15 protein-coding genes are annotated in these 14,668 nt (G+C 63.7%); 9 read left to right on the forward strand and 6 right to left on the reverse strand.

Annotated features, from left to right (window positions below; genetic code table 11):
• Window positions 1–100: 100 nt before the first annotated feature.
• The 4 genes from CWE01_RS05700 to CWE01_RS05715 all read left to right on the forward strand — a co-directional run bounded on the left by CWE01_RS05700 (window position 101) and on the right by CWE01_RS05715 (window position 3,432).
• Window positions 101–1,654 (forward strand): bifunctional aminoglycoside phosphotransferase/ATP-binding protein, encoded by a 1,554-nt coding sequence (locus CWE01_RS05700; protein ID WP_100939567.1) that lies wholly within the window; start codon window positions 101–103, stop codon window positions 1,652–1,654.
• Window positions 1,655–1,743: 89 nt separating this feature from the next.
• Window positions 1,744–2,085 carry a pentapeptide repeat-containing protein gene (locus tag CWE01_RS05705; protein ID WP_100939568.1) on the forward strand — a complete coding sequence of 114 codons (342 nt, stop codon included), beginning with the start codon at window positions 1,744–1,746 and terminating at the stop codon, window positions 2,083–2,085.
• 258 nt (window positions 2,086–2,343) lie between these two features.
• Entirely contained in the window at window positions 2,344–2,616 is a 273-nt protein-coding gene (locus tag CWE01_RS05710) for a TfoX/Sxy family protein (protein WP_100939569.1), read from the forward strand.
• A gap of 15 nt (window positions 2,617–2,631) precedes the next feature.
• Window positions 2,632–3,432, forward strand: coding sequence for a Crp/Fnr family transcriptional regulator (locus CWE01_RS05715; protein ID WP_100939570.1), 801 nt, complete (start codon window positions 2,632–2,634; stop codon window positions 3,430–3,432).
• A gap of 260 nt (window positions 3,433–3,692) precedes the next feature.
• Here CWE01_RS05715 and deoC read toward each other — a convergent pair whose 3' ends face one another.
• From deoC to CWE01_RS05735, 4 genes are all read right to left on the reverse strand, one after another.
• Complete coding sequence (gene deoC / locus CWE01_RS05720; RefSeq protein WP_100939571.1) at window positions 3,693–4,463, reverse strand: deoxyribose-phosphate aldolase; 771 nt, start codon at window positions 4,461–4,463, stop codon at window positions 3,693–3,695.
• 220 nt (window positions 4,464–4,683) lie between these two features.
• Window positions 4,684–5,451 carry a heme ABC transporter ATP-binding protein gene (locus tag CWE01_RS05725; RefSeq protein WP_100939572.1) on the reverse strand — a complete coding sequence of 256 codons (768 nt, stop codon included), beginning with the start codon at window positions 5,449–5,451 and terminating at the stop codon, window positions 4,684–4,686.
• Window positions 5,451–6,434: an iron ABC transporter permease gene (locus CWE01_RS05730; RefSeq protein ID WP_177144881.1), complete on the reverse strand. Its 984-nt coding sequence runs from the start codon at window positions 6,432–6,434 to the stop codon at window positions 5,451–5,453. Before CWE01_RS05730 ends, CWE01_RS05725 begins: the two co-directional genes overlap by 1 nt.
• Window positions 6,435–6,484: 50 nt before the next feature.
• Window positions 6,485–7,360, reverse strand: coding sequence for a hemin ABC transporter substrate-binding protein (locus tag CWE01_RS05735; protein WP_100939574.1), 876 nt, complete (start codon window positions 7,358–7,360; stop codon window positions 6,485–6,487).
• A 130-nt stretch (window positions 7,361–7,490) separates the two neighbouring features.
• Between CWE01_RS05735 and CWE01_RS05740 the strand changes: the two genes are divergently transcribed.
• Window positions 7,491–7,808 (forward strand): Rieske (2Fe-2S) protein, encoded by a 318-nt coding sequence (locus CWE01_RS05740; protein WP_100939575.1) that lies wholly within the window; start codon window positions 7,491–7,493, stop codon window positions 7,806–7,808.
• Window positions 7,809–7,812: 4 nt separating this feature from the next.
• Here CWE01_RS05740 and sfsA read toward each other — a convergent pair whose 3' ends face one another.
• The gene (sfsA, locus tag CWE01_RS05745; protein WP_100939576.1) at window positions 7,813–8,520 is read right to left on the reverse strand and encodes a DNA/RNA nuclease SfsA; all 708 of its coding nucleotides are present in this window, start codon (window positions 8,518–8,520) and stop codon (window positions 7,813–7,815) included.
• On the reverse strand, window positions 8,520–9,692 hold the full coding sequence (locus CWE01_RS05750; RefSeq protein ID WP_100939577.1) for a pyridoxal phosphate-dependent aminotransferase: 1,173 nt from the start codon (window positions 9,690–9,692) through the stop codon (window positions 8,520–8,522). Before CWE01_RS05750 ends, sfsA begins: the two co-directional genes overlap by 1 nt.
• A gap of 342 nt (window positions 9,693–10,034) precedes the next feature.
• Here CWE01_RS05750 and dksA point away from each other — a divergent pair, with 342 nt between their 5' ends.
• The 4 genes from dksA to CWE01_RS05770 all read left to right on the forward strand — a co-directional run bounded on the left by dksA (window position 10,035) and on the right by CWE01_RS05770 (window position 14,666).
• Entirely contained in the window at window positions 10,035–10,481 is a 447-nt protein-coding gene (gene dksA, locus CWE01_RS05755; protein WP_100939578.1) for an RNA polymerase-binding protein DksA, read from the forward strand.
• Between the two features lie 102 nt (window positions 10,482–10,583).
• Complete coding sequence (gene gluQRS / locus CWE01_RS05760) at window positions 10,584–11,474, forward strand: tRNA glutamyl-Q(34) synthetase GluQRS (protein ID WP_100939712.1); 891 nt, start codon at window positions 10,584–10,586, stop codon at window positions 11,472–11,474.
• Window positions 11,475–11,551: 77 nt separating this feature from the next.
• Complete coding sequence (locus CWE01_RS05765) at window positions 11,552–11,728, forward strand: hypothetical protein (RefSeq protein WP_003176118.1); 177 nt, start codon at window positions 11,552–11,554, stop codon at window positions 11,726–11,728.
• On the forward strand, window positions 11,712–14,666 hold the full coding sequence (locus CWE01_RS05770) for a sensor histidine kinase (RefSeq protein ID WP_177144834.1): 2,955 nt from the start codon (window positions 11,712–11,714) through the stop codon (window positions 14,664–14,666). Before CWE01_RS05765 ends, CWE01_RS05770 begins: the two co-directional genes overlap by 17 nt.
• The last annotated feature ends 2 nt before the right edge of the window (window positions 14,667–14,668 follow it).

Raw genomic sequence — 14,668 nt, forward strand, 5'->3', positions numbered from 1 at the left:
ACTTTATTCATGATCAACATGTACGTCCGGCGGTTTGCACTGACGCCCGCAGCGGCCATAATGACCGCCTTGAATTTACCGCCCTCTTGAAGGATCGCCAGTGAGCCAGTCCCTGATTACCGCCCTGCAAAACCCGGCCCTCTACCCGCATCCGGTGGAAGCTTTCCAGGTTATCGAAACCCATATTTCCTGGGTCCTGCTCACCGGTCCCTATGCCTACAAGATCAAGAAGCCGGTCAACTTCGGTTTCCTCGACTTCACCGAACTGAGCGCTCGCGCACACTTCTGCGCGGAAGAGCTGCGCCTGAACCAGCGCCTGACCGCCGACCTGTACCTGGAAGTCCTGCCGATCACCGGCAGCATCGAGGCCCCCGTCCTGGGCGGCAGCGGCCCGGCCATCGAATACGTGCTGAAAATGCGCCAGTTCCCGCAGAGCCAGTTGCTGAGCACCCTGCAGGCCAACGGCGAACTGACCGCCACCCACGTCGATGAAATGGCCCAACAGATCGCCGCGTTCCACCAGAGCGCCCCCGAAGTGCCGAAAGACCACTACCAGGGCACTCCGGAAGCGGTCATGGACCCGGTCCGGCAGAACTTCGATCAGATCCGCCCTTTCCTCAGCGAAAAAGCCGATCTGCTGCAACTCGACGCCCTGCAAGCCTGGGCTGAAACCAGCTTCGAACGCCTCAAGCCGCTGCTGGCCCAGCGCAAGGCCGAGGGTTTCATTCGTGAATGCCACGGCGACATCCACCTGGGCAACGCCACTGTCATCGACGGCAAGGTCGTGATCTTCGACTGCATCGAATTCAACGAGCCCTTCCGCTTCACCGACGTCTACGCCGACACCGGCTTCCTCGCGATGGACCTCGAAGACCGCGGCCTCAAGAGCCTGGCCCGGCGCTTTATCAGCCAGTACCTGGAACTGACCGGCGACTACCAGGGCCTGGCCCTGCTGAACTTCTATAAAGCCTATCGCGCCCTGGTACGCGCCAAGATCGCGCTGTTCAGCATGCCGGCCGACGATGCGGTGCAACGCGCCAGCAGCATGCGCCAGTACCGCAACTACGCCAATCTGGCGGAAAGCTACAGCACCATTCCTTCGCGCTTCCTGGCCGTCACCAGCGGCGTGTCCGCCGTCGGCAAGAGCCACGTCGCCCTGCGCCTGGTGGAAGCCCTGGGCGCCGTGCGCCTGCGCTCGGATGTCGAACGCAAACGCCTGTTCGGCGAACAATCGGTCGAGAACAACGTCGGCGACGGCATCTACAGCCACGATGCCAGCGTGAACACCTACCAGCGCCTGCATGAAATCGCCGACACCGTCCTGCGCGCCGGCTTCCCGGTGGTGATCGACGCCACCTACCTCAAGCGCGAACAACGCGACGCCGCCGCCAAGGTGGCCGAAGCCACTGGCGTGCCGTGCCTGATCCTCGATTGCAGCGCCCCGCAGGCCGTGATCGAAAGCTGGCTGGCCCGGCGCCAGGCGGATGCCATCGATCCGTCCGACGCTACACTGGAAGTGATCGCCGCCCAGCAAGCGAGCCGCGAAGCCCTGAGCGCCGATGAAGTGCTGCGCACCAAACGCGTCGAAACCCACGAAAGCGGGAGCCTCGACGCCCTGGTCGAGCAGATTCGCCAGCGTCTGCCGGGTCTGTAAAAACTATTTCAGCCGTGGGGCCGCAAGTGCTTCACGGCTGAAACATAGTGGCATTATACTGGCGTCATAATTCCAACAGGAGACGTCTCATGAGCCATCCCAAGCTGCTCGACTCACCTTTGTTTGCCCTGCTGCACAAGGATGACATTGCCGGCTTCAACAAGGCACGCCCCAAGGATGGTCCGATCGACATGCGCGGCGGCGACTTCCGCGGCCTGGACCTGCGCGAACTGAATGCCGAGGGGATCGATTTCACCGATGCCTACTTCCGCTCCGCCGACCTGCGTGGCGTGGACTTCCAGAAATCCATCCTGATCGGCGCCAGCGTGGCCCATGCGCAGATTTCCGGCGCTTACTTCCCCGTGGAACTGACCCCGGCCGAGATCCTCATGTCGATGCAGTTCGGTACCCGCTTGCGCTACAGCGCCTAGCCCCGCGGAGGGGCCCGAAGATGGCGGCAACGCCTGCCGTCTGGTGCCTGTTCACGGCCTGGACAAGGCTTGCGCCGTACGACTTTTCCCTTTATGCACCGTTCCTGCTCCGCAGATCAGCGTTGGCGAAAGCCCCGGCTTAGAAGCATTTGCACCACCGCCGAGCAAAGAACCACGCTTTTCCTACTGACCGCTACACTCCTTTTCAGGCTTGCCTACTCTCGTCCACGCAGCGTTCGGCCGTCGCAAGGAGGCTTGATGAACGATGAACTGCAACACCTGAAGAACCTTGGCAAGACGTCGGCGCAATGGCTGCACGCGGTGGGTATCCACAGCGCATCGGATTTGCGTCGACTGGGAGCGGTGGATGCCTACCGTGCGGTACGAACCCGCGGATTCCGGGCATCGAAAGTGCTGTTATATGCGATCGAAGGGGCCTTGATGGACATTCATTGGAACGATATCCCTCAAGAACGCAAAGAAGCCTTGAATAAACAGTTGGACGCGATATCGTCGCGTCACAAAAACTGATTTCGCAGGTTTGGCATGTATCTACTCGGGGAGCAACCGGCCTACGCCGATGAACTGATCAATCGCCTGCAGGCGATTCCGGCACAGCTGCTCAAAGGTTTGCCCCCCTGCGCGGCCCCCCTGGAGTTTGAGCAAATCGCTGACCTCGGCGCCGTGTTGCCCGCCGACCAGGTGTTTCTGATCGACAGCGGCCTGCTGCATGCCCGGGTCGATGAACGGGCCCTGTTCTATCTGCACGAAGGCGACCTGGTCGGATTGCGCCAGGGCATCGACTGGCCGCGCTGTGTGTTGAGCAGCGACAACCCACTGCGCCTGATCCCCTACCAGCGCACTGACCTCTTCGCCCATATCTACGCCGACGAAAACCGCGCCGAAGCGTTGCTGCGTTACCTGATCGGTCAGACCGCCCTGCTCTCCGACGCCGTCACCCGCCTGAAACAGCCGGAATTTCGCAGCAGCAACGGTTTCCAGCAGGTGGCCAGCGGCGAAGTGATGATCCGCCAGGGCGACGACGCCGACCATGTCTTCATCATTACCGACGGGCACGCCGAGGCTTTTGTCGACGGGCACAAGGTCGGCGACGTCCCCAAGGACGAGATTTTCGGCGCCATGGCCGTGTTCACCGGCGAGAAACGCAGCGCCAGCGTGATCGCCAGCCAGCCGTGCACGGTCATGCTGATCCCCAAGGAACAATTCCTCAGCCTGACCCAGAGCAACCCGCGCATCGCCCACAGCCTGATCGAAAGCATGGCCCGACGCATCGATCTGCTGAACAAGGAAGTCACGCGCCTGAGCGCTATCGGCACGCCCCGCTGAACCGCCGCGACCTCGATCACTCACCCGTTGCAGCACCCCGGACGAACGGTCGATAAAAAGACATTGACTTAGAAATGAGAATCGTTATGATTATCACAACTGATCGCGAGATCGGTTGGATTTTCTGGAAGGCCCTGGTTCGGACTCTCAGATTATCTCCTCATCAGGCTAATCACGGTTATTGACCCGGCTTTTTGCCGGGTCTTTTTTTGCCTGTCCGAAAGTCAGCCGAGAAGCCCCTTGGCGGTACAACGCAAGCGTCAGGCCTCACCCACCGGGCACTCCAGTCGTGCCAGCAGCTCATCGAGCAAACCCGAAGCCCCGAGCCGTACATGGTCGGCGTTGACCCAGGCGGCCCCGAAACGCGCGCGCGCCAGTTCGATATAGATGCGCGCGTCATCAAAGGTGCGTATTCCGCCGGAGGCCTTCAGCCCCACCAGCCCGCCCCGCTCGGCGATGGCTTCAAGCATGATGCGCACCGCCTGTTCGGTCGCATTGACCAGGACTTTGCCGGTACTGGTCTTGAGAAAGTCGGCGCCGGCGGCAATCGCGTCCTGGCTGGCCTGGCGGATCATCTGCGGGTCGCGCAGCTCGCCGGTCTCCAGGATCACCTTGAGTTTGGCCCGCCCCTGGCAGGCGTCACGACAGGCGGCGACCATGCTCAGGCCGGTCTGGGCATCGCCCATCAGCAATGAGCGGTAGGGATAGACCAGATCCACCTCATTGGCGCCCGCGGCGAGCGCCTCCAGGGTTTCAGTGACCGCCGCCGCGACATTCGGTCCGCCATGGGGGAAGTTGACCACCGTGGCGACCCGGATCGCCTGCCCGCCCTGAGCATCGAGAGCCCGTCGCGCCAGGGCGATAAAACGCGGAAATACGCACACCGCCGCCACCGGCCCAAAAGGTGTCTGCGCTCGCTGGCACAGCGAAAGGATGCGCTCGTCATCGTCATCGCCACTCAGCGAGGTCAAGTCGAGCAGGCCAATGGCCTGCTGCACCAGTTGTTGATCGGCCTCATTTATCTGCTTCATCTTCACTCCCAATCCGGATCGTTGCATAAACCTGACAAGCGTCCGAGGCGCCTCCTCGGCGGTCCTGGCTGCCGGATGACGCGAAATACGCCAGGGGAAGCAGAATAAAGGACTCGTCGGCGCCAGGGCATGTGTCAGCCAAAGACAAGGACTCGGCTCACATCAGAACAGGAAATATCTCACCCATTACAGGGGACGGATAACGCCTGGGAGAACCCCATCAACGGGCGATGATCAGCGGATGACCACGCTCGGGATGGGCCTGCACCAGCACCTCCAGGCCGAACACCGCCTTGAGCGGCTCGGGGCGCAGTACCACGTCCGGGCTATCCAGGGCATGGGGCCGGCCCTGCTCGAGCAGCAGGATACGGTCACAGTAACGGGCCGCCAGGTTCAGGTCATGGAGGATGATCAACACCGCCGCGCCACGGTCGGCGAAGGTCCGGATGGCTTGCAGGGTGGTGTGCTGGTGCAGCGGATCGAGCATCGAGGTCGGCTCGTCGAGCAGCAGGGTCTGGCCGCTCTCCCCCGGCCATAACTGCGCCAGCACCCGCGCCAGGTGCACCCGTTGTCGTTCGCCACCGGACAAGGCCAGGTAGCTGCGCCCGGCCAGATGAAAGGCGTCGGCCGCCTGCAGGGCCGCCGTGACGATTTCGTCGTCGCGGACCTGGCCGGTCTGGTGCGGCAAGCGCCCCATGCCCACCACTTCTTCGACCCGGAAGGCGAAGTCCAGCGTCGAAGTCTGCGGCAGCACCGCCAGGCGTTGCGCGCGCTCGGCTCCGCGCCAGTCGGCCAACGGCCGCTGATCAAGCCAGACCTGCCCGGCGGCTGGCTGCAGCTCACCACTCAAGGCACCGAGCAGGGTGCTTTTCCCCGCGCCGTTGGGGCCCAGGACACCGAGTATCTGACCCGGTTCGAGGCCCAGGTCGATGCCATCCAGTACCGTTTTCTGCCCGCGACGGATCTGCAGACTCTGCGCACGCAGCATCAGGTACGTCCTCGCAACAGCAGGTAGAGAAAGAACGGCGCACCGAGAAAGGCCGTGACGATACCGATCGGCAGTTCCGCCGGCGCCAGCGCCAGGCGCGCGACCAGGTCGGCGAACAGCAACAGGCTGGCGCCGGCCAGGATCGATGCCGGCAGCAGCACGCGATGATCCGGCCCGGCCAGCAGGCGGACCAGATGCGGCACCACCAGGCCGACAAAACCGATCATCCCGGCTGCCGCCACGGCAGCCCCCACGCCCAGCGCCGTGCAGAGCACCAGTTCGCGCTTGAGGCCTTCGACGTCGATGCCCAGGTGACTGGCCTCCGACTCGCCCAGCAACAAGGCATTCAGCGCCTTGGCCCGGCGCGGCAGCCAGAGGGCCACCGCCACGGCGACCAGCAGCAGCGGCCACAACCGTGCGTAGCTGGCGCCGTTGAGGCTGCCCAGGTTCCAGAAGGTCAGGGTGCGCAGGGTCGCGTCGTCGGCCAGGTAGGTGAACAGGCCCACCGCCGAGCTGGCCAGTGCGGTCAGCGCGATCCCCGCCAGCAGCATGATTGCCACATGGGTCTGGCCATTGCGCCGCCCCAGACGATAGACCAGCGCCGTCACCCCGAGGCCGCCGAGAAAGGCGCAAACCGACAGCAGGTACGGACTCCAGGCATCCGGCAGGCCACCGAACGCGGCACCTCCGACAATCGCGATGGCCGCGCCCAATGCGGCACCACTGGAGACACCCACCAGCCCGGGGTCGGCCAGCGGGTTGCGAAACAGCCCCTGCATGGCCACGCCGGACAGCGCCAGTACACCGCCGACCGCCAGGCCGAGCAAGGTCCGCGGCAGGCGGATCTGCCCCAGGATCAGTTCGGCCTGCTCCAGGCCCTCCGCCGGCAGCGGCACTCCCGCCAGGCGCAACGCCGCGCGCAGGGTGTCGAGCAACGGCAGGCTGACCGGGCCCAGCGCCAGCGACAACCAGGTCGCCAGCAGGCACAACAGGCCCAGGCCGATAAACAGCGTACGCGGCTTGACCAGGGTGGTCATGGTGTCACGGCTGCCGCCGGATAGAACTCACTCGCCAACTGTTTCAGCGCCTGCGGCAGACGCGGTCCCAGCCCACCCACCAGCAAGGTCGGGTCGAGTTCGAAGATCTGCCCGGCCTTCGCCGCCCGGGTCGAGGCGAGAATCGGGTTTTCCTTCATCAAGGCCTGGCGCGCGGCGTCGCCGGTCAGGCTGCGATCGGCGAACACCAGTACTTCGGGGTTCAAGCCGGCCAGCGCCTCGACGGAAAAAGGCTTGTAGCCGCTATGGGTCGCCAGGTTGTGGCCACCGGCCAGGGTCAGCAGCCAATCGGCAGCGGTGTCCTTGCCGGCGATCAACGGCTTGCCACCGGCATGCCCCAGCAACAGCAGGACGCCCGGGCTCGATTGCTTGGCCCGGGCCTGTCGGACCAGGCCCTGCTGTTCTTCGAGTTGCTGTTGATAAGTCTGGAACAGCGTCGCGGCCTGCTCTTCCCGACCGAGCAATTTGCCCAGGTGTTGCAGGTTGCCTTGCAGCGCCGACAAGTCCGCTTGGGCCGAGAACATCTCCACCGGCACTCCGGCCTTGCGAATCTGCTCCAGTACCTGCGGCGGGCCCATCTCCTCGGTACCCACCAGAATCTGCGGACGCAGGCTCAGGATGCCCTCGGCGGACAATTGCCGCTGGTAGCCGATACTCGGCAAGGCTTTCAGGGATTCAGGATGCTGGCTGGTGGTATCGACACCGACCAATTTAGACTCCGCCCCCAGGACACTGACCCATTCAGACAACGCCCCGCCGGCGCTGACCCAGCGTTGCGGCAGTTCGGTCGCCAGGGCGGCATGACTGAGCGCTAGCCCGGCGACAAGGGCAAACAAGCGGGGATGCAGGCGCATAGACGATAATCCTGAAGGGAAGGCGTTCACTATTATCATTTGATAATTATTTGCATTTACCCGTCAACCCGAAACACATCCTGTTGCGTAATCGCCGACAAAACGGCGCGAGGTTCCCTAAAGGATCAACATGAAATTTCTCTGCGACTCGAACACCCTGGCCGACAACAGCAGTCGTGGTTTTGAAGTGGACGGCCGGCCGCTGTTGGCCGTGCGTCGTGAGGGCCGGGTCTACGTCTACCAGAATCGCTGCCCGCACCGCGGCATCCCCCTGGAGTGGCAGCCCGACCAGTTTCTCGACCCCAGCGCCAGCCTGATCCAGTGCGCGACCCATGGCGCGCTGTTCCTGGTCGAAAGTGGCGAGTGCGTGGCCGGACCTTGCGCCGGGCAGTCACTGCTGGCGATCCCCTGCACGGAAGACGCACAGGGCATCTGGCTGACGCCGTGAGCCGCTAGAGCAGCACCGGCAAACGACGATCGACGCGGACTTCCTCCGGCGTCAGGCTCACCCCATAGGCCAGCACCTCGACCCCGGCGGCGACCGCTTCGCGCAGGGCCGCGGCATAACCCGGATCGATCTCCTCGGCCGGCCGCACCGCCTCGATACCGGTCAGGTTCACGCAGTACAGCTGCACCGCCCGCACACCTTCGCGCGCCAGGGTGGCCAGCTCGCGCAGATGCTTGGCCCCGCGCTGGGTCACCGCATCCGGAAACGCCGCCACCGCCGTGCCGTCGAACCCGAGGGTGACGCTTTTGACTTCGACAAACGCTGGTCCCGTCGGATAGTCGAGGCGAAAATCGATCCGGCTGTTCTCCTGACCGTAGGCCACTTCACGCTTCAGGCCGGTAAAGCCGTTCAGTTCGCTGATGACCCCGGCGCGCAAAGCCTCTTCGATCAAGGGGTTGGCCCGCGCGGTATTCACGCAGGCCAGCCGGCCCTGGGGGGTTTCACCGATTTCCCAGGTGCCGGGCAGCTTGCGCTTGGGGTCGTTGGAGCGACTGAACCAGACCTGCCCGCCCGGGACCATGCAGTTGAGCATCGAGCCGGTATTGGGGCAGTGAATGGTCAGCAACTCGCCGGAGGCGGTTTCGATATCCGCCAGGAAACGTTTGTAGCGCTGGATCAGACGACCTTCTTCGAGGGCAGGAGAAAAACGCATCAGCCTTGCCAACTCCGCAGGCCCCGGGCAATCCGCTCCACCGCCTGCTCAAGGCGCGGCAGGCTCTGGGTGTAGGCAAACCGCACATGGTGGCTGGCCAGGTGACGACCGAAGTCCAGTCCGGGGGTAAAGGCCACGTGCTCGGTTTCGAGGAAATGTCGGCAGAATGCGAAGGCATCGCCGCCGAACGCGCTGATATCGGCGTACAAGTAGAAAGCGCCCTGGGGCTCCACGGCGATGCCGAAACCCAGCTCGCGCAACGCCGGCAGGAGGAAGTCGCGACGGCGTCCGAACTCGGCCCGGCGCTCTTCGAGAATGCTCAGGGTTGCCGGCTCGAAACAGGCCAGCGCTGCATACTGGGCCATGCTCGGCGCGCTGATGTAGAGGTTCTGCGCGAGCTTTTCCAGGTCCCCCACCGCTTCCGGCGGCGCCACCAGCCAGCCCAGCCGCCAGCCGGTCATGCCGAAATACTTGGAAAAACTATTGAGCACGAAAGCGCTGTCATCGACTTCCAGCACGCTGGCCGCATCGCAGCCGTAGGTCAGGCCGTGATAGATCTCGTCCACCACCAGATGGCCATGACGCTCCTTGACCGCCGCCGACAGCGCCCCCAGTTCGTCCCGCGTCAGCAGGGTCCCGGTGGGGTTGGCCGGCGATGCCACCAGGGCGCCGACACTGTCCTGGTCCCAATGCCGTGCCACCAGATCGGCGGTGAGCTGATAACGCACCTCCGGCCCGACCGGCACCAGTTGCGCCGCGCCCTCGACCAGGCGCAGGAAATGCCGGTTGCACGGGTAGCCCGGATCGGCCAGCAGCCAGTGTTTGCCAGGGTCCACCAGCAGGCTGGTGGCCAACAGCAACGCGCCGGAACCGCCCGGGGTGATCAAAATACGCTGCGGATCGATATCCAGCTTGTAGCGCTGCTGATAGAAGCCGGCGATCGCCTCGCGCAACTGCGGCAACCCGCGCGCCGCCGTGTAATGGGTCTTGCCCGTCTCCAGCGCGGCCTGACCGGCGCGGATGATCGGCGCGGCGGTGGTGAAGTCCGGTTCACCGATCTCGAGGTGGATCACATCATGCCCGGCGGCCTGCAACTCATTGGCGCGCGCCAGCAGGGCCATCACATGAAAGGGTTCGATTGCGCGGCTGCGCGCGCTGTAGTGCTGAGTCATGTGCCTTCCTTGATTTGACGGGGGAATGGGCGATAGACCGATTCTACCCAACCGCGATCACCCTGGAGGGTTTAAAGCATCCTACGCTTCGCGCAAGATTGGCTAAAATAAACAATTAACCATTGCTTCACGAAGCTGACGTCTTCCATCCGGCATATATTGGCCCGCTTCTTGTAGGAGCAGCCGGTCGACGTTCGACTCGACAAGTCCAGCCTCGACAACCGGGAGTAGCGCACCCCGATTCGATCTGGTAAGTTCGCCCGCTTGCAGCCGCAGGGCCGGCAGGTGTCGGTGATGTTGAAATCCTGCGCAATGGATTAGAAGAGTAGAGGCGGTCCATTCATGCCCACCCAAGCAAAGCAGCAAAGCACTGAGCCAAAGATCGGCGGCTTCGAACCCTATGTTGAAAGCAAGGGCGAGGAGTACATGGGCGAGCCCATGCGCAAACACTTCACCAAGATCCTGCAGAAATGGAAGCAGGAATTGATGCATGAAGTCGACCGTACCGTTGATCATATGAAGGACGAAGCGGCGAACTTCCCTGACCCGGCTGACCGTGCCAGCCAGGAAGAAGAGTTCAGCCTCGAACTGCGTGCCCGCGACCGCGAGCGCAAGCTGATCAAGAAAATCGACAAGACCCTGCAGCTCATCGAAGACGAAGAGTATGGCTGGTGCGAGTCCTGTGGCGTCGAGATCGGCATCCGCCGACTGGAAGCCCGACCAACCGCCGACATGTGCGTCGACTGCAAGACCCTGGCGGAAATCAAGGAAAAACAGGTCGGCAAGTAATCCCTGTCGAAACCTGAGCAAACGGAGCGTGCGAACGCTCCGTTTTCATTTGTGTCGCCGATGCGGCGTATCGCCTACGGATTCTCCAGTAATATCCGAACCATGACTGCCACTCCCGCCTATATCGGACGCTTCGCCCCCACGCCCAGCGGCCACCTGCATTTCGGTTCACTGGTCGCCGCCCTGGCCTCGTACCTCGACGCCCGTTCGGTCGGCGGCCGCTGGCTGCTGCGCATGGAAGACCTCGACCCGCCGCGCGAAGCACCCGGTGCCCAGGCCTCGATCCTCGATACCCTGCAACGCTACGGCTTCGAATGGGACGGCGAACTGGTCCGCCAGAGCGAACGCCACGACGCCTATGCCCAGGTCCTCGAACGCCTGTTCAGTCAGGGCCTGGCCTACGCCTGCACCTGCTCGCGCAAGGAGCTGGAGCCCTACCACGGAATCTACCCGGGCTTGTGCCGCAACCTCGGCCACGGTATCGACAATGCCGCCATCCGCCTGCGCGTGCCGGAGCTGAGCTATCGCTTCGAAGACCGGGTACAAGGCCCCTTCCAGCAGCACCTGGGCCGTGAAGCCGGCGATTTCGTGATCCGCCGCCGCGACGGGCTCTACGCCTACCAACTGGCTGTGGTGCTGGACGATGCCTGGCAAGGCGTCACCGATATCGTCCGCGGCGCCGACCTGCTGGACTCGACACCACGCCAGCTCTACCTGCAGGAATTGCTCGGACTGCCGCAGCCGCGTTACCTGCACGTGCCGCTGATCATCCAGCCCGACGGCAACAAGCTCGGAAAATCCTACCGCTCGCCACCACTGGCGGCCGACCAGGCGACCCCCTTGCTGATGCGCGCCCTGCGTACACTGGGCCAACACCCGCCCGCTGCACTGGAACAGGGCACGCCGCGGGAGGTGCTCGACTGGGGCATCGGCCATTGGGATGCCACACTGATTCCCAGGACCGCCACCCTGGCCGAAGCGCAATTGCACTGACGCCCCTTGCAGGTTGGCGCCCATCCGTTACCATCGCCGCACGTTTTCGGGCACGCACACAATAAAGAGAGGCCGGGATGTACATCTATCGCTTGGTCCTGCTGCTGGTGGTCGGGATCTACCTGTTCTCGCCGGCCATCATGGACTGGTGGATCGACGCCACCGGCGCCTGGTATCGCCCTTATCTGCTCTGGCTGATCCTGATCGTCGTGACCTTCATCCTGCAGAGCCAAAAAGATGCCGATGAGCTTTAGCCTGACCCAGATGCTGCTGATCAGCGCCGCGTACCTGCTGGCGTTGTTCGGCGTGGCCTGGATCAGTGAACGCGGGGTGATCCCACGCTCGATCATCCGTCACCCGCTGACCTACACCCTGTCCCTGGGCGTCTATGCCAGCGCCTGGGCGTTTTATGGCACGGTGGGCCTGGCCTACCAGTACGGCTACGGCTTTCTCTCCAGCTACCTCGGGGTCTCCGGCGCCTTCCTGCTGGCGCCGGTGCTGCTCTATCCGATCCTGAAGATCACCCGCACCTACCAGCTCTCGTCCCTGGCCGACCTGTTCGCCTTCCGCTTTCGCAGCACCTGGGCTGGCGCCCTGACCACGGTGTTCATGCTGATCGGTGTATTGCCGCTATTGGCGTTGCAGATCCAGGCGGTGGCCGACTCCATCGGAATTCTTACCCGCGAACCGGTGCAGCACCGGGTGGCCCTGAGCTTCTGCGCACTGATCAGCCTGTTCACCATCTTCTTCGGCTCACGTCATATCGCCACCCGGGAAAAACACGAAGGCCTGGTGTTCGCCATTGCCTTCGAGTCGGTGATCAAGCTGATCGCCATCGGCGGGGTTGGCCTCTACGCCTTGTACGGGGTGTTCGACGGTCCGCAGCAACTTGAACTTTGGCTGCTGCAGAACCAGACCGCCCTGGCCGCATTGCACACGCCGCTGCAGGAAGGCCCGTGGCGCACCCTGCTGCTGGTGTTCTTCGCCTCGGCCATCGTGATGCCGCACATGTATCACATGACCTTCACCGAGAACCTCAACCCGCGCTCGCTGGTCAGTGCCAGCTGGGGCCTGCCGCTGTTCCTGCTGCTGATGAGCCTGGCGGTGCCGCTGATCCTCTGGGCCGGACTCAAGCTCGGCGCCACCACCAACCCGGAATACTTCACCCTCGGCATCGGCATTGCCGCCAACAACGAGGCCCTGGCCCTGCTGGCCTACGTCGGCGGACTCTCGGCCGCCAGCGGGCTGATCATCGTCACCACCCTGGCGCTGTCGGGCATGGCCCTGAACCACCTGGTGCTGCCGCTCTACCAGCCACCGGCCGAAGGCAATATCTATCGCTGGCTGAAGTGGACACGCCGCGCCCTGATCGTCGCCATCATCATGGCCGGCTATGGTTTCTACCTGCTGCTGGGCGCCGAACAGGACCTCGCCAACCTGGGCATCGTCGCCTTCGTCGCGACCCTGCAATTCCTCCCCGGCGTGCTCTCGGTGCTGTACTGGCCGACCGCCAACCGGCGCGGCTTCATTGCCGGTCTGCTGGCGGGGATCCTGGTCTGGCTGGTGACCATGCTGCTGCCGTTGATCGGCAACCTGCAGGGCTTCTATGTCCCCTTGCTGAACATGATCTATGTGCTCGACGACACCAGCTGGCATATGGCGGCCATCGCCTCCCTGGCGGCCAACGTGCTGATGTTCACCCTGATCTCGCTGTTCACCAGTGCCAGCCCGGAAGAGGCCAGCGCCGCCGAGGCCTGCGCGGTGGACAATGTGCGGCGCCCGCAACGCCGCGAGCTGCACGCCGCCTCACCGCAGGAATTCGCCACCCAACTGGCCAAGCCACTGGGGGCCAAGGCCGCGCAGAAAGAAGTCGAGCAGGCACTGCGCGATCTCTACCTGCCCTTCGACGAGCGCCGCCCCTACGCCCTGCGCCGCCTGCGCGACCGTATCGAGGCCAACCTGTCCGGGCTGATGGGCCCGAGCGTCGCCCAGGACATGGTAGAAACCTTCCTGCCCTACAAGGCCGGTGGTGAAAGCTACGTCACCGAGGACATCCACTTCATCGAAAGTCGCCTGGAAGACTACCACTCGCGTCTCACCGGTCTTGCCGCCGAGCTCGACGCCCTGCGCCGCTACCATCGCCAGACCCTGCAGGAACTGCCGATGGGTGTCTGCTCGCTGGCCAAGGATCAGGAGATCCTGATGTGGAACAAGGCCATGGAAGAGCTCACCGGCGTGGCCGCGCAGCGTGTGGTCGGCTCACGCCTGGGCACCCTCGGCGAGCCGTGGAAGGATTTGCTGCAAGGCTTTATCAACCTGCCGGACGAACACTTGCACAAGCAGCACCTGGCCCTCGACGGCCAGACCCGCTGGCTGAACCTGCACAAGGCGGCGATCGACGAGCCATTGGCGCCGGGCAACAGCGGCCTGGTGCTGCTGGTCGAGGACCTCACCGAAACCCAGATGCTCGAAGACAAGCTGGTGCATTCCGAGCGGCTGGCGAGCATCGGCCGGCTGGCGGCCGGCGTCGCCCACGAGATCGGCAACCCGATCACCGGCATCGCCTGCCTGGCGCAGAACCTGCGCGAAGAGCGCGAGGACGACAGCGAACTGACCGAAATCAGCGGGCAGATCCTCGAACAGACCAAGCGCGTCTCGCGCATCGTCCAGTCGCTGATGAGCTTCGCCCATGCCGGCAGTCACCAGCACAACGACGAAGCCGTCTGTCTGGCCGAGGTCGCCCAGGATGCCATTGGTCTGCTGGCCTTGAACCGGCGCAACTTCGAAGTACAGTTCTTCAACCTGTGCGATCCCGAGCACTGGGTCGACGGCGATTCCCAACGCCTGGCCCAGGTGCTCATCAACCTGCTCTCCAACGCCCGTGACGCTTCGCCTGCCGGTGCGGCGGTGCGGGTCAAGAGTGAAGCCTTCGAACACACCATCGACCTGATCGTCGAGGACGAAGGCACTGGTATCCCGAAGAACATCATGGATCGATTGTTCGAACCCTTCTTCACCACCAAGGATCCTGGCGAGGGCACCGGACTGGGCCTTGCTCTGGTCTATTCCATCGTTGAAGAGCATTATGGACAAATCACCATCGACAGCCCGGCTGACATCCAAAGCCAACGTGGCACCCGTATCCGGGTCACCCTGCCGCGTCATGTCGAAGCGACGTCCGCTGTGAACTGAGA

The sequence above is a fragment of the Pseudomonas sp. QS1027 genome, from assembly GCF_002814235.1.
GTDB lineage: Bacteria > Pseudomonadota > Gammaproteobacteria > Pseudomonadales > Pseudomonadaceae > Aquipseudomonas.

Excerpts from the sequence above, each read along its gene's own strand:
- gluQRS (WP_100939712.1), top strand. The coding sequence starts at position 10,584 with ATGACTGCCACTCCCGCCTATATCGGACGCTTCGCCCCCACGCCCAGC.
- CWE01_RS05740 (WP_100939575.1), top strand. The coding sequence starts at position 7,491 with ATGAAATTTCTCTGCGACTCGAACACCCTGGCCGACAACAGCAGTCGT.
- CWE01_RS05735 (WP_100939574.1), bottom strand. The coding sequence starts at position 7,360 with ATGCGCCTGCATCCCCGCTTGTTTGCCCTTGTCGCCGGGCTAGCGCTC.
- CWE01_RS05725 (WP_100939572.1), bottom strand. The coding sequence starts at position 5,451 with ATGCTGCGTGCGCAGAGTCTGCAGATCCGTCGCGGGCAGAAAACGGTA.
- dksA (WP_100939578.1), top strand. The coding sequence starts at position 10,035 with ATGCCCACCCAAGCAAAGCAGCAAAGCACTGAGCCAAAGATCGGCGGC.
- CWE01_RS05710 (WP_100939569.1), top strand. The coding sequence starts at position 2,344 with ATGAACGATGAACTGCAACACCTGAAGAACCTTGGCAAGACGTCGGCG.
- sfsA (WP_100939576.1), bottom strand. The coding sequence starts at position 8,520 with ATGCGTTTTTCTCCTGCCCTCGAAGAAGGTCGTCTGATCCAGCGCTAC.
- CWE01_RS05715 (WP_100939570.1), top strand. The coding sequence starts at position 2,632 with ATGTATCTACTCGGGGAGCAACCGGCCTACGCCGATGAACTGATCAAT.
- CWE01_RS05750 (WP_100939577.1), bottom strand. The coding sequence starts at position 9,692 with ATGACTCAGCACTACAGCGCGCGCAGCCGCGCAATCGAACCCTTTCAT.
- CWE01_RS05705 (WP_100939568.1), top strand. The coding sequence starts at position 1,744 with ATGAGCCATCCCAAGCTGCTCGACTCACCTTTGTTTGCCCTGCTGCAC.
- CWE01_RS05765 (WP_003176118.1), top strand. The coding sequence starts at position 11,552 with ATGTACATCTATCGCTTGGTCCTGCTGCTGGTGGTCGGGATCTACCTG.
- CWE01_RS05770 (WP_177144834.1), top strand. The coding sequence starts at position 11,712 with ATGCCGATGAGCTTTAGCCTGACCCAGATGCTGCTGATCAGCGCCGCG.
- deoC (WP_100939571.1), bottom strand. The coding sequence starts at position 4,463 with ATGAAGCAGATAAATGAGGCCGATCAACAACTGGTGCAGCAGGCCATT.